General features: G+C 48.1%; 25 protein-coding genes. 11 read left to right on the top strand and 14 right to left on the bottom strand.

Going from position 1 to position 26762, the window contains the following annotated elements:
* The first annotated feature begins 89 nt into the window (after positions 1-89).
* Positions 90-785, top strand: coding sequence for a hypothetical protein (locus tag FTT63_RS01575; RefSeq protein ID WP_005176074.1), 696 nt, complete (start codon positions 90-92; stop codon positions 783-785).
* 20 nt (positions 786-805) lie between these two features.
* The gene (locus tag FTT63_RS01570; protein ID WP_168396344.1) at positions 806-1609 is read left to right on the top strand and encodes an SDR family NAD(P)-dependent oxidoreductase; all 804 of its coding nucleotides are present in this window, start codon (positions 806-808) and stop codon (positions 1607-1609) included.
* A gap of 47 nt (positions 1610-1656) precedes the next feature.
* Here FTT63_RS01570 and FTT63_RS01565 read toward each other — a convergent pair whose 3' ends face one another.
* Positions 1657-2091: a YbjQ family protein gene (locus FTT63_RS01565; protein ID WP_005176078.1), complete on the bottom strand. Its 435-nt coding sequence runs from the start codon at positions 2089-2091 to the stop codon at positions 1657-1659.
* Positions 2092-2094: 3 nt separating this feature from the next.
* A complete protein-coding gene (locus FTT63_RS01560) occupies positions 2095-2451 on the bottom strand; it encodes a YbjQ family protein (protein ID WP_180191913.1) in 357 nt (118 codons plus the stop codon).
* A gap of 3 nt (positions 2452-2454) precedes the next feature.
* On the opposite strand from FTT63_RS01560, the gene FTT63_RS01555 reads away from it, so the two are divergent.
* On the top strand, positions 2455-2727 hold the full coding sequence (locus tag FTT63_RS01555) for a hypothetical protein (RefSeq protein WP_168396343.1): 273 nt from the start codon (positions 2455-2457) through the stop codon (positions 2725-2727).
* 26 nt (positions 2728-2753) lie between these two features.
* Here the strand turns inward: FTT63_RS01555 and adeK are convergent, their stop codons facing one another.
* From adeK to sdsA, 6 genes are all read right to left on the bottom strand, one after another.
* Positions 2754-4211 carry a multidrug efflux RND transporter AdeIJK outer membrane channel subunit AdeK gene (gene adeK / locus FTT63_RS01550; RefSeq protein WP_005176082.1) on the bottom strand — a complete coding sequence of 486 codons (1458 nt, stop codon included), beginning with the start codon at positions 4209-4211 and terminating at the stop codon, positions 2754-2756.
* Positions 4211-7390 carry an efflux RND transporter permease subunit gene (locus FTT63_RS01545; protein WP_180191912.1) on the bottom strand — a complete coding sequence of 1060 codons (3180 nt, stop codon included), beginning with the start codon at positions 7388-7390 and terminating at the stop codon, positions 4211-4213. Before FTT63_RS01545 ends, adeK begins: the two co-directional genes overlap by 1 nt.
* Before the next feature lie 13 nt (positions 7391-7403).
* Positions 7404-8669 carry an efflux RND transporter periplasmic adaptor subunit gene (locus tag FTT63_RS01540; RefSeq protein ID WP_005176086.1) on the bottom strand — a complete coding sequence of 422 codons (1266 nt, stop codon included), beginning with the start codon at positions 8667-8669 and terminating at the stop codon, positions 7404-7406.
* 28 nt (positions 8670-8697) lie between these two features.
* The gene (locus tag FTT63_RS01535; protein ID WP_005176089.1) at positions 8698-9312 is read right to left on the bottom strand and encodes a phosphatase PAP2 family protein; all 615 of its coding nucleotides are present in this window, start codon (positions 9310-9312) and stop codon (positions 8698-8700) included.
* Positions 9313-9464: 152 nt separating this feature from the next.
* Positions 9465-11516 (bottom strand): site-specific recombinase, encoded by a 2052-nt coding sequence (locus FTT63_RS01530; protein WP_180191911.1) that lies wholly within the window; start codon positions 11514-11516, stop codon positions 9465-9467.
* 18 nt (positions 11517-11534) lie between these two features.
* Positions 11535-12512 carry an All-trans-nonaprenyl-diphosphate synthase gene (gene sdsA / locus FTT63_RS01525; RefSeq protein ID WP_127799648.1) on the bottom strand — a complete coding sequence of 326 codons (978 nt, stop codon included), beginning with the start codon at positions 12510-12512 and terminating at the stop codon, positions 11535-11537.
* 445 nt (positions 12513-12957) lie between these two features.
* On the opposite strand from sdsA, the gene rplU reads away from it, so the two are divergent.
* The 7 genes from rplU (at position 12958) to FTT63_RS01490 (ending at position 19459) form a co-directional block, all read left to right on the top strand.
* Positions 12958-13269 (top strand): 50S ribosomal protein L21, encoded by a 312-nt coding sequence (rplU, locus tag FTT63_RS01520; protein WP_005176105.1) that lies wholly within the window; start codon positions 12958-12960, stop codon positions 13267-13269.
* 19 nt (positions 13270-13288) lie between these two features.
* The gene (gene rpmA / locus FTT63_RS01515) at positions 13289-13540 is read left to right on the top strand and encodes a 50S ribosomal protein L27 (RefSeq protein ID WP_005176106.1); all 252 of its coding nucleotides are present in this window, start codon (positions 13289-13291) and stop codon (positions 13538-13540) included.
* A 218-nt stretch (positions 13541-13758) separates the two neighbouring features.
* Positions 13759-14451, top strand: coding sequence for an outer membrane lipoprotein chaperone LolA (gene lolA / locus FTT63_RS01510; RefSeq protein ID WP_127801500.1), 693 nt, complete (start codon positions 13759-13761; stop codon positions 14449-14451).
* Between the two features lie 579 nt (positions 14452-15030).
* A complete protein-coding gene (locus tag FTT63_RS01505; RefSeq protein WP_180191910.1) occupies positions 15031-15885 on the top strand; it encodes a DUF3298 domain-containing protein in 855 nt (284 codons plus the stop codon).
* A 119-nt stretch (positions 15886-16004) separates the two neighbouring features.
* Positions 16005-17276: a serine--tRNA ligase gene (gene serS / locus FTT63_RS01500; RefSeq protein WP_016659896.1), complete on the top strand. Its 1272-nt coding sequence runs from the start codon at positions 16005-16007 to the stop codon at positions 17274-17276.
* Between the two features lie 81 nt (positions 17277-17357).
* A complete protein-coding gene (cysG, locus tag FTT63_RS01495) occupies positions 17358-18740 on the top strand; it encodes a siroheme synthase CysG (protein ID WP_180191909.1) in 1383 nt (460 codons plus the stop codon).
* Positions 18741-18979: 239 nt separating this feature from the next.
* Positions 18980-19459 (top strand): tRNA (cytidine(34)-2'-O)-methyltransferase, encoded by a 480-nt coding sequence (locus FTT63_RS01490; RefSeq protein ID WP_045796434.1) that lies wholly within the window; start codon positions 18980-18982, stop codon positions 19457-19459.
* Between the two features lie 154 nt (positions 19460-19613).
* Here FTT63_RS01490 and FTT63_RS01485 read toward each other — a convergent pair whose 3' ends face one another.
* The 6 genes from FTT63_RS01485 to rpoD all read right to left on the bottom strand — a co-directional run bounded on the left by FTT63_RS01485 (position 19614) and on the right by rpoD (position 26156).
* Positions 19614-21011: an APC family permease gene (locus FTT63_RS01485; protein WP_005176119.1), complete on the bottom strand. Its 1398-nt coding sequence runs from the start codon at positions 21009-21011 to the stop codon at positions 19614-19616.
* Positions 21012-21281: 270 nt separating this feature from the next.
* Positions 21282-22466, bottom strand: a complete 1185-nt coding sequence (locus tag FTT63_RS01480) for an iron-containing alcohol dehydrogenase (RefSeq protein WP_180191908.1) — start codon at positions 22464-22466, stop codon at positions 21282-21284.
* A 1-nt stretch (position 22467) separates the two neighbouring features.
* Entirely contained in the window at positions 22468-23001 is a 534-nt protein-coding gene (locus FTT63_RS01475) for a hypothetical protein (protein WP_005176124.1), read from the bottom strand.
* 81 nt (positions 23002-23082) lie between these two features.
* Positions 23083-23742, bottom strand: a complete 660-nt coding sequence (gene lipB, locus FTT63_RS01470) for a lipoyl(octanoyl) transferase LipB (protein ID WP_005176127.1) — start codon at positions 23740-23742, stop codon at positions 23083-23085.
* Positions 23743-23882: 140 nt separating this feature from the next.
* Positions 23883-24170, bottom strand: coding sequence for a YbeD family protein (locus FTT63_RS01465; protein ID WP_005176130.1), 288 nt, complete (start codon positions 24168-24170; stop codon positions 23883-23885).
* 99 nt (positions 24171-24269) lie between these two features.
* A complete protein-coding gene (rpoD, locus tag FTT63_RS01460; RefSeq protein WP_163142590.1) occupies positions 24270-26156 on the bottom strand; it encodes an RNA polymerase sigma factor RpoD in 1887 nt (628 codons plus the stop codon).
* Positions 26157-26529: 373 nt separating this feature from the next.
* Here rpoD and FTT63_RS01455 point away from each other — a divergent pair, with 373 nt between their 5' ends.
* Positions 26530-26736 carry a PA3496 family putative envelope integrity protein gene (locus FTT63_RS01455; protein WP_005176134.1) on the top strand — a complete coding sequence of 69 codons (207 nt, stop codon included), beginning with the start codon at positions 26530-26532 and terminating at the stop codon, positions 26734-26736.
* The last annotated feature ends 26 nt before the right edge of the window (positions 26737-26762 follow it).

Genomic DNA, 26762 nt, shown 5'->3' with positions numbered 1-26762 from the left:
TTGGCATCTGCACTTACTCGTCGTATGATGTAGGCAAATAACAATGCGCAAAGTTCGCAGAACAACGACGAAAAAAAGCGAGAACAACAATGACCTATTCAATCGCACTAAAATTAAGCCCAGCTACCTATCAGCGTTTTCAGCAGTTACATCAACAGTTTAACCAGGGTAATCCGCACAGTCTGGCCAAGCCTTTAGGCGAGGTGCTGTCACATATTTCCTGTGAAATTGTCGATCAGGTGTTTGGTGAAATTGCCCGGACCAGCAGCTCGCCCGACCGTGAATCGGAAAAGATTGTGCAGCAGGTGATGGATACCGTGCAAAAATATATGCCATGGTCGGTGTCATTTTTTGGCAATGACCGTCTGGTGCCGATGGTGAATTATCTGCAACAGAAAACCTATGAAAAAGAGGGGCAGGCCTATGTGGCCTATCCGGTCGATAATGTGCTGATTAAAGAAACCTTGGGTTGTGTCGAACAAATCCGGCAGGGCAATAGTGCCTATATCCAGCCAGCCTTTCGGGCTTTTACCCAGATTGTCGATCAGGGCGTGACCAGTCTGGTCCGCGAGCCAAAGAAAATGCTGAAGTTTAATTTTATGGTCGATAAAACCCTGACCGGGGTGATTCAGCTGACCACCCAGCTTGGCTATAAGCGGCTGGAAAAACTCGGCACCCAGTTTGATACCCGCATAACGGAACAGTATTTCAATCATTTTCTGGGCTTTGTGGGCAATGACCCGCAGCCAGAGCGCGGTTACACTGATATTCATCACAACAAATGAACGTATAGAGGGACAGATTCATGGCCAAGCAGGATTTAACAGGAAAAGTGGTGTGGATTACCGGGGCATCTTCCGGATTGGGCAAAGCCTTGGCCAAAGAATGTGCCTTGCAAGGTGCCGACGTCATTCTGACCGCACGCCGTTATGAAGAACTGGAAAAGGTGCGCGTGACTTTACTGAACCCGGAACGCCATGTGTCAGTTTGTGCCGATATTACCGATGAATCACAGGTACGGCATGCTTATGCGCAGATGTTAGCGGCCAAAGGCCGGATAGACTGGCTGATTAACAATGCCGGGCTCAGCCAGCGCGCGCTGATTCAGGACACCACCATGCAGACAGAACGTGCCATTATGGAAGTCGATTATTTCTCGCAGGTGTTCCTGACCAAAACCGTGTTACCGACCTTTATTGCCCAGAAATCGGGACGGATTGCCTTTGTCTCTAGTGTCGCCGGTTTGCTCGGCACCCAGTACCGTGCCTCTTATTCGGCGGCCAAAGCCGCAATTCATATGTGGGCCAACAGTTTGCGTGCGGAAGTGGCGCAAGATGGCGTCGAGGTTTCGGTGATTTTCCCCGGCTTTGTCAAAACCAATGTGTCCTTTAATGCCTTAAATGGCGAAGGCAAACCGCAGGGCCATCAGGATGAAGCAATTGAAAATGGTCTGGAGCCGGACCTGTTTGCCCAGACCACGGTCAGTGCCTTGCTGGCGGGAGAGGAATATATTGTGGTTGGTGGCGCCAAGGAAAAACTGGGGGTTTGGGTGTCGCGTTTATCGCCAAGTACGCTGTATAAAATGATCCGTAAAATGAAGGTGAAGTAATACGTTCCAGAGCATTTGACGAGATGAAGACAGATCAGGCCATCAGCTTATTTCTTGATGGCCGTCCCATAGGCAAACACTTCCACCATCCCACCTTGCATCCCCAGTTCGGTGGTGCTTAAACGCAGGCCTAAAATCTGGGTAGCACCCATTTTCTCGGCTTCCAGCTTTAAGCGTACAATTGCTTCACGGCGCGCACGTTCCACCACACTTTCATAACTGGTCAGACGGCCACCGAGTAAATTCTGCACATTGGCAATTGCATATTTAAAGTAATCATGTGAAATCACCACATTGCTGCTGACCAGTTGGCCGGGTAGGTCAGTGCTTTTAAAGCGGCTGCTGTCGAGCTGGATATAGGCCAGTCGCTGTTCCTGTTCGGCCAGATATTGAAAATGCTTGCGTTCGTTATAACGGCCAAAACCAAAGCCAACGGCAAACAGTACTGCAAAAATCAGCAGCTGCAGGAGCAATCCATCCATGACTTAGTCCTGTGCAGGGAAGGGGTCAGGCAGTTTCGGCATGATCGGATCGACAATCACCGCCGTGCCATAAACGAACAGTTCAGATGCACCCTGGGCAATGTTGGAGGTGGAAAAACGGATTCCGACAATCGCATTGGCACCCATGCTGCGCGCTTTGTCGATCATTCGGTTCATGGCTTCCTGACGCGATTCTTCCAGCAGTTCGGTATAGGCTGTCAGCTCACCACCGACAATATTTTTCAGTCCGGCCAGCAGGTCACGGCCGACATGCTTGCTGCGTACCGTACTGCCATTTACCACATCAATTTGCTGGCGAATGGTGTGTCCGGGTACAGATTCCAAATTACTCAGTAACATGTGATGACCAATAACAATAGATTGCTGATGAAGATAGAAAAACTGCGGGCAAAATGCAATCAAAACATCTCTTTTACAGTTTTATACGGGCAGATGTGTATTAAATCTTTTGGCGAGTCACTACAAGCAAAACATGATTTCTTAGCTTTGCTCATCACTCTATCGAGCTACTTTTATTTAATGGATGATCCAGGCACATCATCAGGCAAAGAAAAAGCCAGTCAGCGCGAGGCTCACTGGCTTGATTATCAAGCGATAAGAATGAAATCACCCTGATGCTTGACGCTGCAACTCAGACAATCTTATTGCTGAGCAGCGCGGCGTTGTTCTGCCACAGACGGCTGCTGGGTCACTTGATCTGAAGTGTTGGCTTTCAGGCCGCCACCCAAGGTTTTGTACAGTTCCACCTGATTGTTCAGATTGGCCTGTTCCAGCAATAACAGCCCTTGCTCGGCTGCATAAGAGGCACGCTGTGCATCCAGTACGGTCAGATAGCTGTCAATGCCGGCGCGGAAACGGGCTTCCGACAGACGATAGGTGGTATTGGTGGCTTCAACCAGACGGCGCTGTGCGGCAATCCGGTCACCAATATTTTCACGCACTGCCAAGGCATCATTCACTTCACGGAAAGCGGTCTGAATCGACTTTTCATAATCTGACAGCGCAATCTGCTGATCGGTTTCTGAAATGCGGATATTGGCCTGACGTGTGCCCCAGTCAAAGATTGGAATATCCAGACTTGGACCAATTGACCAGACAAAGTTACCTGATTTGAACAGGTCACTTAAATCGGCCGAGGCATAACCGGCGGAACCGGTCAGGCTGATGGTCGGGAACAGACGGGCACGCGCTGCGGCAATATTGGCACCTGCGGCAGACAGACGGTATTCTGCTGCACGAACATCGGGACGGTTTACCAGCAGATCACTTGGTAAGCCGGCACCAATTGCAGTATTGGAGGTAATGCGGGTAATACGCTGTGCCGGCAGCAGATTGGCCGGAACCGGTTGACCCACCAGCAGATTCAGCAGGTTTTGTGCCTGCGCCACCTGAGTCTTATAGTTGGCCACATCATTACGTGCGGTTTCGACTGAAATTTGCGCCTGACGTACCGGCAGTTCGCTGTCGATGCCAACGTCAAAACGTTTTTTGTTCAGGTTATACGATTCAAGCTGGGCCTTTAAAGTTTGCTCGGCCAGTTTCAGGTTGGCATTGGCAAAGGAATAGCTGAGCCAGGCCTGAGACACCTGACCAATCAGGGCAATTTGCGTGGCATCACGGGCACTTTGGGTGGCCAGGAAATTATCCAGTGCATTGTCACGCAGGCTGCGGACCCGACCCCAGAAATCCAGCTCATAGGCGGTGACCCCTAAACCTACGTTATAGGAGGTGCTTGGGCCACGACCCTGATTGCTCATGGTGTCCTGACGTAACACGCTGCCACTGGCGCCAATGGTCGGTAACTGGTTATTTTCAGTAATCTGGTACTGTTGCTGGGCACGCTGGATGTTCAGCGCCGCAGTACGTAAATCACGGTTATTGGTCAAGGCCAGATCCAGCACCTGTAGCAGGCGCTGATCGGCAAAGAAATCTTTATAACCCTGTTCTGCAACAGAGCTTCCGGAAGCATTGCTATAGCTGCTCGGAATATTCGCCTGAGCAACCGGCTCTGGCCCGCGCATACTCTGACAGGCTGTCAAAGCAAGCGCAAGGGCAGAAACCGCAATACCACGGCCTGTAAGAGACCATAAGTTTTGCATCACGATACATGCTCCTGATGATTTTGTTGTTTTGGTTTGTATTTAAAGATACTTCGAATCCACACGTAGAATACCGGGATAAAGAAGATACCCAACAAGGTCGAACTGATTACGCCGCCCAGAACACCATAACCGACCGAGTGCTGGCTACCTGCACCTGCACCTGAAGACAGGGCCAGCGGCAGTACACCAAAACCGAAGGCTAAAGTGGTCATGATAATTGGACGTAAACGCATTTTTGCCGCATGTAAAGTGGCTTCAAACAGGTCTTCACCTTTTTCCTGCAACTCTTTGGCGAATTCGACAATCAGGATCGCGTTTTTCGCAGACAGACCAATCACCGCAATAATCGCCACCTGGAAGTAGATGTTATTCGACAGGTTCGGGTTCTGGAACAGCACCATCCCGCTGAAGGTCAGGAACAGGGCACCGACAATACCTAATGGTACGACCAGTAATACCGAGAACGGAATTGACCAGCTTTCATACAGCGCTGCCAGACACAGGAAGACGATTAACAGCGACAGGGCATACAGGAATGGTGCCTGATCACCCGATTCACGTTCTTCCAGTGACAGACCGGTCCATTCATAGTCGAAACCTTGCAAGCCCATGTCTGGCAGCTTGGCAATAATTTCTTCCATGGCCACCATCGCATCACCCGAGCTGACGCCAGGCGCTGGTGTACCCTGAATGTTCATGGAGGATACGCCGTTATAACGCTCTAAACGTGGTGAACCATAAGTCCATTCACCGGTTGCAAAGGCCGAGAATGGTACCATTTCGCCGCGGTTATTACGTACATACCATTGATCGAGGTCTTCCGGCATCATACGTGAGCTTGCTTCACCCTGAACATAGACTTTCTTGACACGACCGCGGTCGATAAAGTCATTGATGTACGAACCACCCCAGGCCATGCCCATGGTGCTGTTAATTTCAGCAATACTCACGCCCAAGGCACCGGCCTGCGCATGGTCCACAATCACGCGGTACTGTGGTGTATCTTCCTGACCATTTGGACGAACCCCGGCCAGACGTGGATCTTTGGCTGCTTCACCTAAAATGATGTTACGTGCCATGGTCAGTTTTTCATGACCCTGACCGCTGGCATCTTTCAGCTGCAGGTTAAAGCCGGAACTCACGCCCAGTTCAGGCATGGCAGGCAATTGCAGCGGCATGATGTAAGAGGCATCTTTAACAATCATGTTCAGTGCCATACCACGCTGGATAATCGCACCGATCTGAGATTCTGGTGAAGTACGTTCTGACCAGTCTTTCAGTTTAATGAAGGCCAGACCTGCGTTTTGTCCAACCCCGGTGAAGGAGAAGCCGGCCACACTAAACACAGACTCGACATGCTCTTTCTCATTTTCCAGGAAGTAGTTGGTCATGGTGCTGATGACTTTGTCAGTCCGTTCCAGACTGGCATTTGGTGGCAATTGCACCAAGGTCATCACCACACCTTGGTCTTCATCCGGCAGGAATGAAGATGGCAGTTTCTGGAATAACAGCACAATCACAACCAGCACTGCACCGTAAATAATTCCGGAGAAAATCTTGCTGTGGGTCATACGGTTCACACCGCCCTGATATTTCACCGACATCTTTTCAAAGCTGCGGTTAAACCAGCGGAAGAAACGCGCAAACAGACCGTTGCTTTCTGGCTTGTTCGGATCATGCTGTTTCAGCATGGTCGCACACAGGGCTGGGGTAAAGGTTAAGGCTACAATCAGCGACAGTACCATCGCGGTGACCAGGGTCACCGAGAACTGACGATAAATCACCCCGGTCGTACCACCGAAGAATGCCATTGGTACGAATACCGCAGACAGCACCGAGGTAATCCCGATTAACGCACCGGAAATCTGTTTCATTGACTTTTCAGTGGCTGCCACAGGGTCGAGATGTTCTTCGACCATGACACGTTCCACGTTTTCCACCACGACAATCGCGTCATCGACCAGCAGACCAATCGCCAGAACCATCGCAAACATGGTCAGGGTGTTAATCGAGAAGCCGAACATGTTGATGACGGCAAAGGTCCCCAAGACCACCACCGGTACAGCCATGGTTGGAATAATGGTAGCGCGCCAGTTCTGCAGGAACAGGAACATCACCAGGAATACCAGAATAATTGCTTCAATTAAGGTTTTAACCACACTCTTAATCGACAATTCAATAAATGGTGTGGTGTCAAAGGCCAGCTGATCGACCATCCCTTGCGGGTAGTTTGGACGCAACAGCTTTAAACGCTCTTCAACGGCTTGGGCGGTATCCAGCGCGTTGGCACCAGTTGCCAGTTTAATCGCAACACCACCGGCAGGTTTGCCGTTGAATTTGGAATCAAACTGATAGTTGTCTGCACCGAGTTCTACACGAGCTACATCACCCAGACGCACCTGTGCACCTGAAGCAGTATTTTTCAGGAAGATATTGCTGAACTGTTCTGGGGTTTGCAGCAGGCTTTGTGCCGTCACGGTTGCGTTGAGCACCTGACCTTCTATGGCGGGTGCACCACCTAACTGACCGACAGCGACCTGGGCATTCTGGGTACGAATGGCTGTGGCAATATCACTTGGGGTGACTTGCAGGCTGGCCATTTTGGCTGGGTCCAGCCAGATGCGCATTGCATAGGAACCACCAAACACCTGAACTTCACCGACCCCCGCCACACGGCTTAAGGGTTCAGAAATATTGGAGTTAACATAGTCTTTGATGTCATTTGCTGACATGCTGCCATCAGGCGAATAGAAGGCCAGAACTTGCAGGAAGCTGGCGCCTGATTTGGTGACCCTCACCCCTTGACGCTGGACATCTTCCGGCAGCAGGGCGGTGGCAGACTGTAATTTGTTCTGTACCTGAACCTGGGCGATGTCAGGATCGACGCCTTGTTCAAAGTTCAGCGCAATAGACGCAGAACCGTTACCGGCACTGTTCGATGAAATATAACGCAAGCCATCGAGACCATTCATCTGCTGTTCAATAATCTGGGTCACTGTGTTTTCAACTGTTTCAGCCGAAGCACCCGGATAAGTCGCAGAAATGGTGACCGTTGGCGGCGCAATGGTCGGATACTGGGCAATGGGCATATTGGACAGGGTCAGAATACCCGCCAACATGATCACCAGTGCAATCACCCATGCAAAAATCGGGCGATGAATAAAAAATTGAGCCATTGAAGTCTACCCCTTATGTATTTGAAGTAGCTTTTTGTTCAGCCTGAGCATCCGCCTGATCTGCCGGTTGTTTTGCCTTATCTGATGCAGCAGGTTGCTGGGCACCTTGTGGCGCGGCAGCTTGCGGTTGATATGGTTTGGCTACCACTTTCTGTTCCGGCTTGACTTTGGCAATGCCTTCTACAATAACTTTGTCACCGGTTTGCAGACCTTCAGTCACAATCCAGTCTTTACCCTGAATACCGGCAGTGGTCACTGGACGTGGTTCAACCACACCTTTGGCATTGACCAGCATCGCCATGGCCTGACCGGTTGGGGTGCGGGTAATGGCAGCTTGTGGAATCAGCACAGCATTTGGAATTACCCCTTGCACAATCTGTGCAGTGGCAAACATGCCTGGCAATAACAGATGGTTTGGATTCGGGAATACCGCACGTAAAGTCACGGTACCCGTGTCCGGATTAACGCTGGCATCAGAGAATGCCAGACGGCCTTCAACCGGATAATAGCTGCCATCTTCCAGTTTCAGCTTGACTGTGGTGTTGTTACTGCTGTTTAAATCACCTTTGCTGAGTTGCTGGCGTAAACGTAGCAGTTCAGCACTCGACTGGTTGATATCCACATAAATCGGGTCCAGACGCTGAATCGTCACCAGCGGTTCCTGCTGGCTGGCAGTCACTAACGCACCTGCCGTCACGGTAGAACGGTTGGTCTGACCTGAAATTGGTGCACGTACGGTTGAATAACCCAGGTTAATTTCTGCATTGCGCAGTTCGGCACGGGTGGCCGCGACATCTGCTTCAGCCAGTTTCACCTGCGCCACAATGTCATCATATTCCTGTTTGGAAATGGCATTGCTGCCCACCAATTGACGATAACGGCCTTCTTTGACACGTAAGACGTTCAGATTAGCCTGCTGACGTGCCAATGCTGCACGGGCACTATCTACCGATGCACGGTTGGTCCGTGAATCAATTTCGTATAAGGCCTGACCTTCACGTACATAACTGCCTTCGGTAAACAGACGTTTCTGCACCACACCGCTGGTTTGCGGGCGAACTTCAGAAATTTCAAAGGCAGTGGTACGGCCGGAAAGTTCAACAGACTGCTCGACACTTTGTGGCTGTACAACAATAACCCCAACTTCTGTTGGAGGCATTTGCTGCTGGGCTGCAGCTTGCTGCGCATCATTTGGATCTTTGCTACAACCCACAAGCGCGATGCTTGTGGCCAATGCGCAAGCAGTGAGGGCAGGGGCCCAAAGCTTTGCAGACATCATTCTTCCACCTCAATTAGATTTTATCTATCTAAAAATTATTCATTGGTTTGCGCTGGCTGTACTTGATCAAGATCAGATAGAGCAGCGTGATCCAGATAAAACTTATGCTCCAGCCTGACAGAACATCTGAGGGAAAATGTACGCCAAGATACACTCTTGAAATTCCCATCAGCAACATCCACATAACAGCACATATTACAATGGCTTTATGTGCGGGATGTTGCATTGACACATAAATTGCAAGACAGCCCAGCGTTGCGGCATAAAAACTGTGTGCGCTGGGAAATGAGGCACCATAGCTATTGACCAGATGATACATTTCTGGCGGGCGCTCTCTTGCAATCAGATACTTGAGTATCCAGGCAGTGGCAAAACTCCCCATCAGTCCAATGCTGACCAGCACGATATTTGCATATTCCTTCTGCCTGGCCAGATACAGACACCAAAGACTGGATAAAAATAATACAAATGGCATGCCACCAACGACAGATAATCCCGTCATTAGTGAATTCAACATCTCGTTACGGTGCTGGCTGAACCAGTCTACAATTGCCGAATCAAGGGCAGTGAGCGCTGGAACATAAAGCATTAACACGCTGAAAAAACACAACAAACCACCGAGATAAAGCAAAAAATTAGGCATGCCGAAATCCTGGTTAGTTTAGCTGATCCGAGCGCAGTCCGGTAATGGATTAAAGTGTACTCGCCAGTACACTACATTTCAAGCCTGTATAAATTATGCTAATTTCTTTTTCAATTCTTTTTAACACATGACAAAATAAATTAACAAATTCCTTAATGATGACCCTTGGCCGGGCCAGATTGTTCTTCAACTTCAATAGGTTGCTTCGGTGGCCAGAAAAAGTCACTGGGCCGGGTCAGGAAATGGGTCATGACCAGTTTGGCCAATGGCTTCCACTGTTCAAAACGTACCCGACGTGCGCGCAGGGCCACAATAATGGTGAGGGTGAAGCTGACAAATAAGTTGGTCAGGCCAATTAACAGCACACCCAGGAAAGACACAATAATCAGGCCAATTTCTGGACTGCCGTTGACGTTCATCAAGCCCTGAATAAAGTTGGCCGAGGCAAAGGCAATATGCCGGATATCTAAAGGCAGACCCAGAATATAACCAATTGTGCCCATACTGCCGAGCATAACCCCGAACAGGAAATTACCGGCCAGTGCGCCCAAGTTCCGTTCAATATAGGCGGCAAAACGGTCCAGCCGTTCCTGACTCATCCATTTTTTCAGTTTGGCATGCGCCTGTAGCCGTGGTCCGACTTTGCGATACACCGCCATATTATCGAAGTAACCAGCAATCAGGCCCGATAAAAACAGACACACACCGGCAATGGCTGCGTGTGGAATTGCCAGAGAGGTAAACGGATTCAGGTCATGCAGCATTTTGCTGGCTTTGGCATGGTTCATTAAAGGCTCATGCAACGCCGCATCCCACATAAAGGTAATTAGGGCGGCCACCGGAATGGCAATCGAGATATTGCCCAGAATGGCAATAAACTGGGTCCGGATAATATTGATAATCAGCGCGGCCAGCTCGGCAATTTGCGCCATTTTCGAGCCTTTGCGATGCTGTACGGTCGAGGCCAGTGCGGCAGCGGTCATCGCCGGCTGTTTGGTGGCCACAGTAAAGTGCAGCACATGAATCAGCATAAAACCCAGCGAGTAGTTCATGCTGTTAATAAAGGCCTGCATCAGCGGCGCCAGGGTTAAACGTGCCGCCAGCACCTTGAGGGTGGCCATGGTGGCAATAATGACCCCGGCACCGGCAGCCGATTTATACATTTCCAGAAAGCCGGCCTTGTCGGTACTTACATAATGTTCACCGGTTTTGCTTGCATTTTCAGTCACCTGCAAGGCCATCAATTCACTGTTGGTGGCCAGCAGGGAGCGGACACTGCGTTCGCTATACAGCGCGGTGGTAATATCGACCAGCAACTCGCCCATGGCGCTATAACGCACATCATCTTCTTCAACAATCAGGTTCAGCAGCAGTTCAATCCGGTCCAGACACTGTTCCAGTAAAGACAGTAAATAGGTCAGGCTGACACTGACCCCAATCCGTTTGGTGGCCCGGCGAATTTTATGGCTGACGTCACGGCACTGGTCAATCATCACCAGCGCCTGTGAGGCATCCGGTGGAATTACCGCTTCAAATTTGTCGGCACTTTGATGCAGGTTTTTATACTGCACAATGAAATCGTTGATTTCACGGTTCTGTACTAAAAATGGCGATTCGTATTCGGTCAGTTCCGGATGGGCATTAATAAATTCCGGGTATAAACCAATTCCGCTGACCCGATAGGACAGTACAGTAATGGCTTTAATGATTTCCTGACGAATCAGTTTTTTATCATCCTGATTACGATGGCCCTGATTGAGCAGGCGAAACAGCTGCTGCCACTGCTGATCTTCAATATCATCCAGCCAGTATTTATCGCTGCGCTGATGGAAAATGCGGCGCAGCAAGTCCTGCAGCTGGCTCTGATCATTAATCAGCGGTAAAAAATGCGCTCCTAGGCGCTGGAACAGCTGGCTCCAGAAACCATCTAAAGACAGGATGCCGGTATCGGCATACAGGCTGGTCTGTTTGTACTGGCTGATTAAGCAGAGCACAAAACTTTGTAAGGTATTGGCGGCATTGGGCGTAATCAGCAGGGCATGTAAAAAGGCCTGAAACTTTTCTTGTATTTCTTCGCTATTTTCGGTGTTGGCTGGTCGAATACGGTTGACCAGCTCAATGAGCAGTTGCTCGTCAAGATCAGCGGGCGTGGTTTCCAGCTGATCCTGCATGTTCAGGAATAGGTCATAAAATTTTATATGCATAGGCAAGGATGAAGCTATTTATTGAATTCGGTGCAGGGCCAGCTTGGCCAGATTGACCAAGGCCTGACGATAGATTGTATCTGGCAAGGCATTTAAGGCCGCAATTGCGGCTTCGGTTTCTTCCGTGGCACGTTGCTGGCAATAATCCAATGCACCTGACGTCTGTACAATCTCGATAACCTGCGCCAGGTCGGAGGTTCCGCCCGTAGCAATACTGCGGCGGATAATTTCATGTTGCGCACCTGTGGTATTTTTCAGGGCGGCAATTAAAGGCAAGGTCGGTTTACCTTCCATCAGGTCATCGCCGATATTTTTACCCAGGGTTTCGGCATCTGAGGTGTAATCCAGAATATCGTCAATGATCTGGAAGGCATTGCCAAAATGGCCGGCAAAGACACGTAAAGGTTCACGGTATTCCGGCTTGTTGGTTAAAATGGCGGCACCTTCGGTGGCCAGTTCAAACAGGCGCGAGGTTTTGCCGTGAATAATATCTAAATACGTCTGTTCGGTGGTGTCCGGCTGATGCTGTGATTGCAACTGTAGTACTTCACCTTCGGCAATTTCACAAGTACCGGTCGAGAAATCTTTTAGCAAGGTCATGTTGTTTAAATCGACCAGCAGGTCAAAGGCACGTGAAATCAGGAAGTCACCGACCAATACGGCGGTCTGGTTATTCCAGGTGGCATTGGCGGTTGGACGGCCACGACGCAAGCCAGATTCATCGACCACATCATCATGCACCAGGGTTGCGGTATGCAGCATTTCAATAATCGCCGCCAGTCTGCGCGCCTGTTCCAGATCTTCTGCGCCGCAGGCTTTGGCCGCCAGTAAGCACATAATCGGACGCATACGTTTGCCGCCGGCTTCCACCACATGCTTGCTGACCGCCATAACCAGTGCGACTTTTGAGGTAATGCCTTCATTAATAAACTGATCCATCGCGGCAAAATCGGAAGCAACAGGCGCGAGAATATCTTGCTTAAAGTCGATGGTCATGTGAAGGAGAACCTCAATTGTGTCAAGTAACAACGATATAGTGTAACAATGAAAAACGTCTGGACAGGAAATCTGCAATCTGCGGTGCGGCCATTGTGGTTGTCGTTATGAAGTACGAGGCAATGGTCTGCTTTCCTGTTCGTGCTGGCGCTAATGGCCTCCCGGTGACAGGCAGCGGTGATAGCATCAGCATGCTAGCGTTTTCGATTCTAACAAGCAATTTGATTAGATCAATGAAAAATGTAGGGTTTTGACCATTTTTGTTGCTTTTCGTTGCATGTTTATAAAATAAACAGCCGGCTGATGCAATATTTTGGCTAAATCTCTTGTTGTTTGCAGCGTTATCCCTTAAAATCTCTGCCCTTGTATAACCCCAGTGGCGTTCGTTTTAAGATCGGTATATCCCTTTACCGGCACGACGACACGGGCATGTTTGGAGTACATTATGTACGCAGTAATCCAAAGCGGTGGTAAACAGCACCGTGTAGTTGAGGGTGAAACCCTTAAAGTTGAATTATTGAAAGCTGAAACTGGCGCAACTATTACGTTTGATGACGTATTAATGCTTGTAAACGGTGATAGCATTCAAATCGGTGCTCCAGTTGTAGCTGGCGCTAAAGTAACTGCAGAAGTGGTTGGCCATGGCCGTCACGACAAAATCCGCATCATCAAAATGCGTCGTCGTAAGCACTACCGTAAGCAACAAGGTCACCGTCAATGGTTCACCGAGTTGAAAATTACTGGTATTTCAGGCTAATCACTAGGAGTAATGAGACATGGCATCTAAAAAAGCCGGTGGTTCTACTAAGAACGGTCGTGATTCGAATCCTAAGATGTTAGGTGTTAAAGTTTACGGTGGTCAAACTGTAACTGCAGGTAACATCATCGTTCGTCAACGTGGTACAGAATTCCACGCTGGTGCAAATGTAGGTATGGGCCGTGACCATACTTTATTTGCTACTGCTGACGGCGTAGTAAAATTCGAAGTGAAAGGTCAATTTGGCCGTCGCTACGTATCTGTTGAATAAGATTCAATAGAACAAAAACCCACAGTCTTCTGTGGGTTTTTTTATGCATGTCGCATCGGGAAAGAGAGCAACCCTGATCTTCATGATGATGGATAAAAAAGAACATTTGATATTAATAAACATACAAAACTTCTTATTTTCTCTAAATTTAGGCACTTTATTTGGTTTAAGATGAGTCCATGAATACATTGCGATATGCAACAATAAAAGGTGAATCTATGAAAATGCTTCGTCAAACCGTGTGTGCTATGGCATTAGGTGCTGCAACGCTGGCACCAGTGATGAGTACGACTGTGTATGCTGCGCCTGTGGCAGCATCGGAGCAGCAAGCCACTGCCAATCTGGTCAAACAATTGAGTCATATTAAAAGTATGACCGCCAACTTCGAGCAGACCACCAAAACCAGTGGCAAAGCGCCTAAAAACAAGGGCCTGACTGCCCAGCATATGAATCAGGAATTTAAAGGCGTAATGAAAGTGGCGCGCCCGGGTAAATTCTATTGGGAAACCACCAGTCCGGCCAAACAGACCATTGTGACCTCAGGGAAAACTGTCTGGATTTATGACCCGGACTTGCAGCAGGCCGTGCGTCAAAACCTGGATGAGCAGGTTGCCAATACGCCAGCACTGTTATTATCGGGCAATACCAACCAGATTATGCAGTCATACCGGGTGACCCAGCCAAACCAAGGCAAAACCTATTACACCCTGTATCCAAAAAGTGATGACGGTGCTTTCCAGAGTCTGACCATTAGTTTCGGTGCCAACAAAGCACCAAGCCTGATGATTCTGGAAGATTCTTTAGGTCAAACCACCTATGTACGTTTTAACAATGTGAAGGTGAACCCGAACATTGCCAACTCGACCTTTAATTTCACCCCACCAAAAGGCACAGATATTATTGATCAATAAGGGGTGCTGATCATTTCTTAAAAAAGATTTTATCTGTGAAAGCAAAACATAAAGGAGCCATTTTAATAGCTCCTTTATTTTTAGGTGAATAATCGCCCAATGGCAGGAGTGTACGGAAAGTCAATTGAGCGACTTAGGTCATGCGGACATGCACGAAATGGCAATAAAAATTGCCCCCTGAAAATGGTTAAAAATTAATCAAAAATAAGGATTAACCAGAATCACGGCTGATCTGTCTGCTTTTGCCCTGTGAAAGAATCCACAATTTCTGTGGATAAATCTTGGGATAATTTATTTTTCCCATTGAATGGGCTGCAGATGCACGATTAGGGTGCAGTCAGGATTTAATTTTATTTTAAAATTATCATTATGAATTTTAATGGAATATTATAAATTTTGGGATGTACTGCTGTGGGCGGTTTTTGGTTGATTTTTCATTTTTTATCGCAGGTTACAGAACTGCTCTAGGATCGAACAGCAGGAGTTTTATATAGTGGTAAACGGCTAAATTGTGCATATACAACGCCTTAGCGGGGTGAAAACTGCTGAAAATTGCAGCATGAAAATAGGGGAAATACAATGCAACATCTGAAATCAAATCTGCTCACCACGACAATCGCACTGACCACGGCATTAATGTTAAGCGCCTGTCAGCCGAAGCAGGATGCCGCACCTCAGGTGGAGGCCGAGCAAAGTCAGACTCAGGCGGCTGCTATTCCCGTGATTCAGGCCAAAGTGGTGCCGGTGGAACTGAAACAGCAGCAGCGCTGTGATGAAGAGGGCTGTACCGAATACGATATTCAGACGGTCAATACCAATGTGCCGTGGATTAATGCGTATTTTATGCAGCGGATTAAAAAGGCCGACCCGATTGCATTTAGTGAAGATGCTGCTTCTACTGTGTCAGCATCGTCAGCATCGTCAGCATCGTCAGCATCGTCAGCATCGTCAGCATCGTCAGCATCAGAGGCCAATAGTACAGAAGAACCGAACCGCCTTAGTCTGAGTTCGACCTATGTGCGTTATATTGGCCAGCATGGCCGTCTGGCTACCTTTAGCATGCAAAGTTATAGTTATCCGGCCGGAGCAGCGCATGGCATGCATCATCAGGAGTTTGTGACCTTTGATTTAAACAGCAAGAAGCGTCTGGCCTTGCAGGATATTCTGCTGCCGAATAGTGATGAAGCCAAACTGGTACAAGAACTGTTTAACCATAATTACAACTGGCTGAATGAGCACGACATCCAGCGTGAAAAACTGCGACTGAGTGACAATTTTTATTATGGCGCCAATGGGCTGGTGTTTGTCTATCCATTGTATGAGCTGGCTTCCTATGCAGAAGGCATGCCGGAACTGGAGCTGCCGTATTATGCGGTGGACAAACTGATTAAAGCTGAATATCTGCCAAGTTTGCCGAAGTATCCGGCCCAGTAAATTGTGAAAAAACTGCGCCAGATTGCTGTAATAAGCCCCAGCCGTGAAGCGGATTACTGTATTTTTTAACCCGAAGCGCTTACACTATAGCCAGTTTTTTTCTTTACAAAAGATTGGCTATGATCGACCCGAAATTACTCAGAAATAATATTGAGGCTGTAAATTTAGCCTTGGCAAAACGTGGTGTGCAACTCAATGTAGAAGAATGGGCATCATTGGAAGCTCGCCGTAAAGAAATCCAGTCCAAAACGGAAGCTCTACAGGCCGAGCGTAATGCCGGTGCCAAACAGGTCGGTCAGATTAAAAAAGCCGGTGGTGATGCTTCAGAAATCATGGCACGTATGTCAGCCATTGGTGATGAAATTAAAGCAGCCGAAGTGGCTTTAAATGAATTACAGGCGGAAATTGAAACCAAATCACTGACTATTCCTAACCTGCCACATGAATCTGTGCCGGAAGGTAAAGATGAAGCCGATAACGTGGAAATCCTGACCTGGGGTACACCACGCGAATTTGATTTTGAAATCAAAGATCATACCGACTTAGGCGAATGGATGGGTGGTCTAGAATTTGAAACCGCGACCAAGCTGACCGGTTCTCGCTTTAGCGTTTTAAAAGGGCCATTGGCGCGTCTGCAACGTGCTTTAACCCAGTTTATGCTGGATACGCATACCCTGAAAAATGGCTATACCGAAGCCTATGTACCGTACCTGGTCAATGCCGATTCTTTACGTGGTACCGGTCAATTACCAAAATTTGAAGAAGACCTGTTTAAGCTGCAAGGTGAAAAAGAGTTCTATTTAATTCCAACCGCGGAAGTGCCAGTCACCAACTTTGTCCGTGACGAAATTATTGATGCGGACCGTTTACCGCTGAAATATGCTGCGCATACCCCATGTTTCCGCAGTGAAGCTGGTTCTTATGGTCGTGATACGCGTGGTTTAATCCGTCAGCACCAGTTTGATAAAGTAGAAATGGTGCAAATCGTTAAACCTGAAGATTCTATGCAGGCACTGGAAGAGTTGACCGGTCATGCAGAAGGCATTTTGCAGGCGCTGGGCTTGCCGTACCGTAAAATCATCCTGTGTGGTGGTGATATGGGCTTTGGTGCGACCAAAACCTATGACCTGGAAGTGTGGGTGCCAAGTCAAAATACCTATCGTGAAATTTCTTCGTGTTCTAACATGGGGGATTTCCAGGCGCGTCGTATGAAAGCGCGTTATCGTGCCGACCAGAAGAAAACTGAATTTGTCCATACCTTGAATGGTTCAGGTCTGGCGGTTGGACGCACCTTATTGGCCGTGATGGAAAACTATCAGCGCGCGGATGGCTCAATTGAAGTGCCTGAAGTGCTACGTCCGTACATGGGTGGTGCAGAATATATCGACTAAATTCATGTTGATGTACAGAATGCACCAATTTGTGCACAAAATTTGCTTAAGACAATCAGAACTAAATTACTGAGGTAGTCTGTGGATATTTTTCCAATCTCGTTAAAGTTGCAACAGCAACGCTGTCTGATTGTCGGTGGCGGCCATATTGCCTACCGTAAAGCCGGTTTACTGCAAAAAGCAGGCGCTATTATTGATGTGGTGGCGCCGGACATTGATGCCGCTTTACTGGAACTGGTTCAGCAGAGCCAGGGGCACTATGAGGCTGCTGCCTTCAATACTGAAATTCCGCTGCGCCAGTATCGTCTGGTGATTGCTGCCACCGATGATGCAGCAATCAACCGTCAGGTGTTTGAGGCTTGTGAAGCTGAAAATGTGCTGGTTAACAGTGTCGATGATCCGCCACATTGTCGCTTTATGGTGCCGGCCATTGTCGACCGTTCGCCTTTGCTGATTTCAGTGGCCACAAATGGTGCATCGCCGGTGTTGTCGCGCCAGATTCGCACCCAACTGGAAACCAGTATTCCGCATGGCATGGGCAAACTGGCGAGTTTTTCCGGTCAATGGCGTGCTGCGGTCAAGGCCAAAATCCAGAATCCGGATGAACGCCGGATTTTCTGGGAAAACCTGTATGCCAGTCCGCTCAAAGAGCAGGTCTTTAATGACAATCTGCAAGAAGCCAATCGTTTGATTGAACAGGCCTTGCAGGAATGGACCACGCCAAAAGGCGAAGTGTATCTGGTCGGTGCCGGTCCGGGTGATCCAGAACTGTTGACCTTAAAAGCACTACGCTTGATGCAGCAGGCCGATGTGGTGATTTACGACCGTCTGGTGTCTGATCCGATTATGGAGCTGTGCCGCCGTGATGCTGAAAAAATCTATGTCGGGAAGGCGCGTTCCAACCATGCTGTGCCACAAGAGGGCATTAATGCCTTGCTGGTCAAATATGCGCAGGAAGGTAAACGTGTCTGCCGTTTAAAAGGCGGTGATCCGTTTATTTTTGGCCGTGGCGGTGAAGAAATTGAAGAACTGTTTGCTGCAGGTGTGGGTTTTCAGGTGGTGCCGGGCATTACCGCAGCATCGGGCTGTTCAGCTTATGCCGGTATTCCTTTAACCCATCGCAACTATGCGCAAAGCGTACGTTTCCTGACTGGGCATTTAAAAGAAGGTTCACCGGAACTGCCGTGGAGCGAGCTGGTCTATGAAAACCAGACTCTGGTGCTGTATATGGGACTGGTGGGACTCGAAAAAATCTGCCAGAAACTGATTGCCCATGGCCAGCGTCCGGATATGCCAGTGGCCTTGGTGTCTAAAGGCACCACACCGGAGCAGAAAGTGGTGGTCGGGACTTTGGCGGATATTGCATCTAAAGTTACTGAACATCAAATTCAGGCACCCACCCTGACCATTATTGGTGAAGTGGTGAAGCTGCGCGAACAACTGCAATGGCATGAGCGAGGATAAAGCAACACAACGTGTTGCCCGAGCGCAAGACGAAGGCTATGCCTAAGTAAAGAGGATAAAGCAACGCACTGCGTTGCCCGAGCGCAAGACGAAGGCTACGCCTGTCAAGTGGCAGCTATGTTGAATCATGGTTGCCGGAGATGCAAAAGGGCAATACTGCGTAGCGCTTTAACCCTGACAGCATCCTTGTCCCATCAAGAAAGTTTAATTGCTTAAATCAACCAGATAGTGAGTAAAAAGTGATCCACGTTGTGTTATATGAGCCTGAAATTCCTGCCAATACCGGTAATATTATCCGGCTTTGTGCCAATACCGGTGCTCAGTTACATCTGGTCAAGCCCCTGGGTTTTGAGCTGGATGATAAAAAGCTGAAACGTGCCGGTCTGGATTACCACGAATGGGCGCGGATGCAACTGTGGGATTCAATTGAAGACTGTCTGGCCGATTTGGCCAGTAAAGGCGTAGGTGTGGATGCGGTGTATCCATTAACCACCAAGGGGACAGAAACCCCGCATACTTCGGATTTAAACCGTCCTGTGGCCTTGTTGATGGGACCAGAAACCCGCGGTTTGCCTGAGCATGTGCGTTTGATGTTCCCACAAGAGCACTGGATTCGCTTGCCGATGGCAGAAAACTCCCGCAGTTTAAACCTGTCGAATGCCACAGCGGTCATTGTCTATGAAGCTTGGCGTCAGCAGGGTTTCCAGCCTTTAAGCTAGGGCAGATCATCGCGAAGAATAAAAAACCAGGATCACTGATCTTGGTTTTTTTATCGCTATTTATTTTTTCAGTGAGCAGGATCAAGCCGTCAAAACTTGACCTGAAATGTGGAAACAAAAAAGGTGCCGAAGCACCTTTTTGAATGACTTAAACTTAGAGTTTATCGTCAAATTCATTGTGTTGTGGCGCAGGGTGTTTAAAGCCTTTGGTTTTATAACCCAGGTATAAAATACCGGCCATTGCCCACCATAAACCATATTTCAATGATGTTTCATCAACTTCAAGCCACAGTGCAAACACCGCGATAAAACCACAGAGCGGCACCACCACAAAGTTCAGAATGTCTTTAACATTGCGGGTACGGCCATCACGTAGCGCATAGCGTGAAATGACTGACAGGTTAACGAAACTGAATGCAGTCAGGGCACCAAAGCTGATCAGGGAAATCACGAAATCCAGATCCATAAAGCCCGCAGTTAAGGCCACCGCACCCACAATCAGAATGTTATAAGACGGTGTGAAGTTACGAGGGCTGATATGACCAAAGATTTTCTTGTTGATCACGCCATCACGGCCCATCACGTACATCAAACGGGATACACCGGCATGTGCAGAAATACCCGAAGCCATCACCGTTACAATTGCGAAGGTCAGTACATAGGACTGGAACAGTGAACCACCCACCAGCATCAGAATTTCTGGCTGAGTTTCAGCAATATTCTTGAAGTAGCTGCCCGGTTCATTCGGGAAGTAAATCTGCATGAAGTAGGTGCTGACAATAAAGATGATCCCGGCAATTAACGCAGTCAGGAAAATCGCTTTTGGCAGGGTCTTTTCGGTATCTTTGGTTTCTTCTGCCAGCGAGCTTAAGGAGTCAAAACCGGTGAAGGAGAAGCACAGTAAGGTAGCACCGGTAATCAGCGCACCGACTGAGGTCAGCTCATTCCAGAACGGTTCCAGGCTCCAGAGCTGATAACGCTGTTCGGCACTAATCGGGCCATCGGCATTAAAACCGGCCTGCAGTTTGGTAAATACCATCCAGGTAAAGATCGCGATGACCAGAAGCTGGATAAATACGATCAGACTGTTGAAGTTGGCGACAAAACGCGCACCACGCAGGTTGATGCCGGTCATAAACGCGGTCAGTACAATGACCCAGACCCAATGATTAACATCCGGGAACAGCGCTTCCAGATAAATCACGGCCAGAATAATATTCACCATTGGCGACAGCAGGTAGTCGAGCCAGGATGACCAGCCCACCATAAAGCCAACATTGGGGTGAATGGATTTCTGCGCATAAGTATAGGCAGAACCCGAAGATGGGTAGCGGCGAATCATGTGACCATAGCTTAACGAGGTCAGCAAGATTGCAACCAAGGCAAAAATATACGAGGTGGGTACATGAAAATGACTTTCTTCCGATACTAAACCGAAAGTGTCAAATAAGGTCATTGGCTGAATATATGCTAAACCAATAATAATGATGTGCCAGAGCCCTAGCGTTTTTTGCAGTTTAGCTGCCGATTGAGTCCCAGAGATATTTGTCAACGGCGTTATCCTCTTAATCGTTGATCAAGGATCAGTCATGTTCCTAAGGATCGTTTGAGACGAACGATCCCCCCTATCAATAAAACAAAAGTCCGCCAATCTACTCCAAAATGGTTGCTTTTGTCAGTAACTTTTTCAGAAATTTTTAGCAGAAAATATGCCAATCATCTGAATAAATAAGAACTTTTTCTTGGGTATAGTAAAAGCCTGATGCTTAAAAAAACATCAGGCTTCTAGAAATTTTGGCTATATTCGCCTATTTGCTGGAAATTACCAAGCCTTTTTTAAGATAGATTTCAAATCTTCCAGACTGGCTTCTTTCGGGTTGTAAATGATCGAGCCATCGTTTAGGGCTTTTTCGGCCACTTCATCCAGCTGTGCTTCTGTAACCTTGCCGGTTTCACTCAAGGTGCGTGGCAATTTGGTCATGGCATACAGACGGTCGCGCATGGTCAGCAGGGTAGCAATGGCTTTATCGGCACGCAGATGCGCCGGAGTCTGGGCATAAATATCCGGGCCGGCCAATGGCAGCAGCAGTTCGGCAATTTTGTCGCCATTGACATCTTTGTTGTATTCCAGCACATAGGGTAAGAACAGGTTCATGCACAGTCCATGCGGCAGATGCGCCACTGCACCTAAGGCATGCCCGAGGGAATGTACCAGACCCACCATCGAATTGGAGAAGGCAATACCAGCCATGGTCGAGGCCTGTGCCAGTTCCAGACGGCCATAGGCATCGCTTGGATTGTCCAGCACTTTAAACAGGTTATTGCTGATTTTCTTGATTGCGGCGGTGGCATAGGCATCCGAAATCGGATTCGAGGCCATGCAGCTATAAGCTTCAACCGCATGGGTCATGGCATCCATAGCTGTCATTGCCGTTAAATGCGGTGGCAGGGTCTGGGTCATGCGCGGGTCCAGAATCGCGGCATGTGGCATCAGGTAATAAGAAGCGAATGGCATTTTGACATTCTTTTCAGTCTCTGACACCACAGCGACCATGGTGACTTCTGAACCGGTGCCTGATGTGGTCGGAATCACGAAGAAGGGCTTTAATGGTTTTGGCAGGTTGTGCGCACCTGAATATTTCAGCAGGTCATCGCCGCCTTCCGTTACCAGAATATTGGTGGCTTTGGAGGTATCAATCACCGAACCACCACCCACTGCAATAATGGCATCACAGTTGTGGTCACGATACAGCTGCGCGGCTTTACGTACCGTGTCCAGACTTGAATCCTGTGGCACATCATCAAAAATATAGCCAATTTCAGCATCGGTTGATTCAAAAGCCGCTTCAACCGGGGCCAGCAGGTTGTTTCCACGTACCCCTTTATCGGTAATGATCAGCGGGCGTTTCGCGCCTAAAGTCACCAATTCAAACGGAATGTGTTCCAGTGCGGCATTGCCGGCAATGACTTTGACTGGACAAAAAAATTCGTAATAAGGCTTCGCCATGTTATGCACTCCGTTGGAAATAGGACTGAGCCACTTTCAGGTAAATATGGGCAGCTCCGCTGAGTTTTTCTTTTAAGCTAAGTTCGGATGGGTATTGTTTGACAGCCAGCTCTGCCAGCAGTTTAGGTAAAATCAGGGCTTCCATTTTGTTTAGGCAACGCACCAGACGAATCGCATAAGACAGGTCACCATCGGCAATCATGCGGTCATGAGCAAAGGCCTGTGCCGTACTTTCCTGAAACGAGAACACCAAAAAGGCATGGGTCAGATGCTTGAAGGTAATGACCAGATCGGGTTTGCCATCCAGTTCAGGCAGCAGTTCGAGCTGATGATCTTCAGTCACCCGGGCAATGAACGCAGGTCCATTGGGAAACACTTTCATGGACAGGATAAAATTTGCGGGAAACTTTGCAACTTCCTGTTTTATTTCTTGATCGACCTGGCTTGCCATCACCAGACCTCTGCCAATCACATCCATCATGAGTTTGACATAGGCCTGTTGCAAAGCGGGCTTCACGGTTTTGCTTGAAATCACTCGCTGAGTCCCTTTGTTAACATCTATTATTGGGTTTAGAGTAAATACTCTAATTTATTTCTTATTCAAAAGTAAAGTCATTTAGGCTTGAATGGTTTGAACCTCACTAAAGTAACCACTGTGCTCTAAAGTTTCAATGATATCTCGGCATAAAGTTTCAAACGATGGATAGTCTGGGACTAAATCCTGAATGCGCACCATTTCCAGACCGGCATACCCACAGGGGTTAATGGTTTGAAAACCACTCAAATCACAGTCAATATTCAGCGCTAGTCCATGGTAACTACGGCCTTTGCGGATTTTAAAGCCCAATGAGCCAATTTTACGCTCCGCGACATATACACCCGGCGCATCTGCTTTGGCATAAGCTTCAATACCATATTTTTTGAGCAGCGCAATCATCAGGTTTTCGGCATACGATACCAGCGTGCGGACATTCCAGCCCAAACGGTTCAGGTCAAACAGGAAATACGCCACCAGCTGGCCCGGACCATGCCAGGTCACCTGTCCACCACGGTCGGTTTGTACCACCGGAATATGGCTGGGAATCAGAATATGTTCTGCCTTGCCGGCCTGACCTTGGGTCAGCACCTCATGATGCTGCAAAATCCAGAGCTCATCGGGGGTATTGGCATCACGCTGTTCAGTCAACTGCTTCATCTCTAAAAAGCGGTCTTGATACGGTGTTAATTGCGAATACTGGCGAATAATGAGGGTCGGTTTTTGAAGCGCATCGGTCACAGGCTGCGTCCTTAAAAATGAAATCTGCTGATGTGAATTATAATGATTCAGAATAGGAATGGGAGTATGCCTGCTTTAAATTACTGCGCTTGCACGGTACGCCATAAAAAAACACGCATGAAGCGTGTTTTTTTTGAAACTTAAAGCGCGGTTTTAATCAGCGGGCAGGCAGCTAAATCGGCATAGACCGCATGCACCTGTTCCAGCTCCTCGAAACGCAGCTGTGCAGTAATCGAGTGGTATTTACCGGTACGCGACGGGGTCACGGTCATTTTGTCGCCATCAAAGTCCGGGAAGTGTTTCACGAAAATATCGTTCACCGCTTGACGCAGCTCTGCACCGGCCAGACCAATCAGTTTAATCGGGTAATCCATCGGAAAAACCCAAAGATGCTCTTGTAATTCACGAGAGGGAGTGCGGTCAATCATAATTACCTCAAAAGATTGAAAAACGCCTGCAAGGCGCAGGCGTTTTGGCATTGCTACTTAAATGGGGATGGATTGATCCCAATTCAAGCCGCTGCTGACTTAGTCGTTTTCCAGGAATGAACGCAGGTGTTCAGAGCGGGAAGGGTGACGTAATTTACGTAAGGCTTTGGCTTCAATCTGACGGATCCGTTCACGGGTCACATCAAACTGCTTACCGACTTCTTCCAGAGTATGATCGGTTGGCATATCAATACCAAAACGCATTTTCAGGACTTTGGCTTCACGTTCAGTCAGGTTTTCCAGCACTTCGCGTGTTGCTTCTTTTAAGCCTTCTGAAGTCGCTGCATCGACTGGAGAGGTGATGTTGCTGTCTTCAATAAAGTCACCCAAATGCGAATCTTCATCATCACCAATTGGCGTTTCCATGGAAATCGGTTCTTTGGCAATTTTCAGGACTTTACGTACCTTCACTTCGTCCATTTCCAGACGTTCACCGAGTTCTTCCGGTGTCGGTTCGCGGCCCATTTCCTGCAACAACTGACGAGAAACACGGTTAATCTTGTTAATGGTTTCAATCATGTGTACCGGAATACGGATGGTACGTGCCTGATCGGCAATCGAACGTGTGATCGCCTGACGAATCCACCAAGTCGCATAAGTCGAGAACTTGTAACCACGACGGTATTCAAACTTGTCTACCGCTTTCATCAGACCGATGTTACCTTCCTGAATCAGATCCAGGAACTGCAAGCCGCGGTTGGTGTATTTCTTGGCAATCGAGATCACCAGACGCAAGTTGGCTTCGACCATTTCTTTCTTGGCGCGACGTGCTTTGGCTTCACCCACCGCCATACGTTTGGCAATGTCTTTAATGTCTTTAACATTCAGACCCAACTCTTTTTCGATGTCGGCAATTTTTTGCTGGAAGGCCAGTACGTCAGGACGCACTTTTTCCAGGTAGCCTTTCATCTCTGCAGGAGCTTTGGCAATCTGTTCGTCTAACCATGCCGGATTAGATTCCTGACCCGGGAAAGTCGTACGGAACTGGGTACGGTCCATACGGCCACGACGTACTGCATAACGCATCACTTCACGTTCTGCTGCACGAATCTGGTCATGCGTGCCACGAATCATTTCTGAAATAATATCAAACAGGCGCGGCGCAAATTTGAACATCATGAACACGCTGGCCAGAGCCTGTAACGCAGCTTCCGCTTCTTTGCTGTTACGGCCATGCTTTGCAATGACGTCTTTGGTGTTTTTCCAGGCTTCAGTCAGCTCGGCAAAACGTACTTTGGCAATTTCAGGGTCCGGACCAGAATCCGCTTCAGAATCATCATCCGATTCTGACTCTTCTTCTTCATCGTCGTCATCAAGTTTGACATCTTTGGTGCTCTTGCTGCTCGATTCTTCTTCATCGTCGAGCACGGCTTCATCTTCCTGTACTTCCGGAATTTCTTCATCGGTTTCAGGATCTAAGTAACCTGAAAGCAGATCGGCCAGGCGGCGTTCGCCATTTTCATAATCTTTGTATTCTTGTAGAACCACTTCAACGGCATTTGGCCAGTACGCAATTGAATGCAGCACATCACGGATGCCTTCTTCAATACGTTTCGCGATACTAATTTCGCCTTCTCGCGTTAACAGCTCAACGGTCCCCATTTCACGCATATACATACGCACAGGGTCCGTGGTACGGCCAGGCTCATTTTCTACAGAAGCCAGTACTGCCGCTGCTTCTTCTTCAGCGACTTCATCTGCAGCTTCTGTGGTGTCTTCGAACATCGCATCATCAGATTCAGGTGCACGTTCATGCACAGGAATACCCACGTCCTGAAGCATCTGGATGATGTCTTCAATCTGTTCGCTTTCCGTGATTGAGTCTGGGAGATGATCGTTAACCTCGGCATAAGTTAGGTAACCTTGCTCTTTGCCTCGGCTAATCAGAGCCGCTACTTGCGAAGTAGGGGAAGTCATATCGCTCATCTTTGCTTACTCTTCGTTGAATCTGTGGCAGTGAAAAACCGTGCATGATAGCACAATTTGCTGTAAAAGTTTCTGATTTGATCAATCAAGCATGATTTTATAAAAATGTTTGAAAGCAAAACTGAATAGGAATATGGGGCATCTTGCCCGGTTTTCAAGTCTGGCATCCGTTTTGTCCGCGAAATATTCTTGTCATATGCTTTAAACTATACTTATTCAGATAAGGTCTTCATAAATACACAAATTTTAGCGCGAAATACAAGCCAAAAATAGTCGGGAAAAACAAAAAATATAAATAAAACTTGACAACTTTTTCAAAGGCAGATAAATAGCGGCTAAACCCATTCACATTTTTCATTCTGAGGTAGTTTTAGTGTCTTCAACAGATTTTGAACTAGATGATAACTACGGTGATGATGATGTCAGCTTCGATGAAGCGGCAGGTAAAATCAGTGCGAAAGAATCGTTAGAAAAACGTCGCCTGATTGATGATTTGCTGGCACAGCGTCGACTGGAGCGTGATCTCAAGGATTTTGATTATGACTTCGACGAAGATGATTTTGACGACGAAGATGACTGAAATTTGGGTTCAGTAAAGTCTTCGGA

The organism is Acinetobacter sp. C15, from assembly GCF_013420645.1.
GTDB classification, from domain to species: Bacteria; Pseudomonadota; Gammaproteobacteria; order Pseudomonadales; family Moraxellaceae; genus Acinetobacter; species Acinetobacter indicus.
The sequence above is the reverse complement of the archived record's forward strand: the minus strand, read 5'-3'. Positions and strand labels throughout refer to the sequence as shown.

Excerpts from the sequence above, each read along its gene's own strand:
- FTT63_RS01535 (WP_005176089.1), bottom strand. The coding sequence starts at position 9,312 with ATGCCTAATTTTTTGCTTTATCTCGGTGGTTTGTTGTGTTTTTTCAGC.
- rpoD (WP_163142590.1), bottom strand. The coding sequence starts at position 26,156 with ATGAGCGATATGACTTCCCCTACTTCGCAAGTAGCGGCTCTGATTAGC.
- FTT63_RS01480 (WP_180191908.1), bottom strand. The coding sequence starts at position 22,466 with ATGGCGAAGCCTTATTACGAATTTTTTTGTCCAGTCAAAGTCATTGCC.
- rplU (WP_005176105.1), top strand. The coding sequence starts at position 12,958 with ATGTACGCAGTAATCCAAAGCGGTGGTAAACAGCACCGTGTAGTTGAG.
- adeK (WP_005176082.1), bottom strand. The coding sequence starts at position 4,211 with ATGCAAAACTTATGGTCTCTTACAGGCCGTGGTATTGCGGTTTCTGCC.
- lolA (WP_127801500.1), top strand. The coding sequence starts at position 13,759 with ATGAAAATGCTTCGTCAAACCGTGTGTGCTATGGCATTAGGTGCTGCA.
- FTT63_RS01575 (WP_005176074.1), top strand. The coding sequence starts at position 90 with ATGACCTATTCAATCGCACTAAAATTAAGCCCAGCTACCTATCAGCGT.
- FTT63_RS01505 (WP_180191910.1), top strand. The coding sequence starts at position 15,031 with ATGCAACATCTGAAATCAAATCTGCTCACCACGACAATCGCACTGACC.
- FTT63_RS01540 (WP_005176086.1), bottom strand. The coding sequence starts at position 8,669 with ATGATGTCTGCAAAGCTTTGGGCCCCTGCCCTCACTGCTTGCGCATTG.
- FTT63_RS01465 (WP_005176130.1), bottom strand. The coding sequence starts at position 24,170 with ATGATTGACCGCACTCCCTCTCGTGAATTACAAGAGCATCTTTGGGTT.
- rpmA (WP_005176106.1), top strand. The coding sequence starts at position 13,289 with ATGGCATCTAAAAAAGCCGGTGGTTCTACTAAGAACGGTCGTGATTCG.
- serS (WP_016659896.1), top strand. The coding sequence starts at position 16,005 with ATGATCGACCCGAAATTACTCAGAAATAATATTGAGGCTGTAAATTTA.
- sdsA (WP_127799648.1), bottom strand. The coding sequence starts at position 12,512 with ATGACCATCGACTTTAAGCAAGATATTCTCGCGCCTGTTGCTTCCGAT.
- FTT63_RS01545 (WP_180191912.1), bottom strand. The coding sequence starts at position 7,390 with ATGGCTCAATTTTTTATTCATCGCCCGATTTTTGCATGGGTGATTGCA.
- FTT63_RS01570 (WP_168396344.1), top strand. The coding sequence starts at position 806 with ATGGCCAAGCAGGATTTAACAGGAAAAGTGGTGTGGATTACCGGGGCA.
- FTT63_RS01565 (WP_005176078.1), bottom strand. The coding sequence starts at position 2,091 with ATGGATGGATTGCTCCTGCAGCTGCTGATTTTTGCAGTACTGTTTGCC.
- FTT63_RS01555 (WP_168396343.1), top strand. The coding sequence starts at position 2,455 with ATGACCAATAACAATAGATTGCTGATGAAGATAGAAAAACTGCGGGCA.
- FTT63_RS01560 (WP_180191913.1), bottom strand. The coding sequence starts at position 2,451 with ATGTTACTGAGTAATTTGGAATCTGTACCCGGACACACCATTCGCCAG.
- FTT63_RS01530 (WP_180191911.1), bottom strand. The coding sequence starts at position 11,516 with ATGCATATAAAATTTTATGACCTATTCCTGAACATGCAGGATCAGCTG.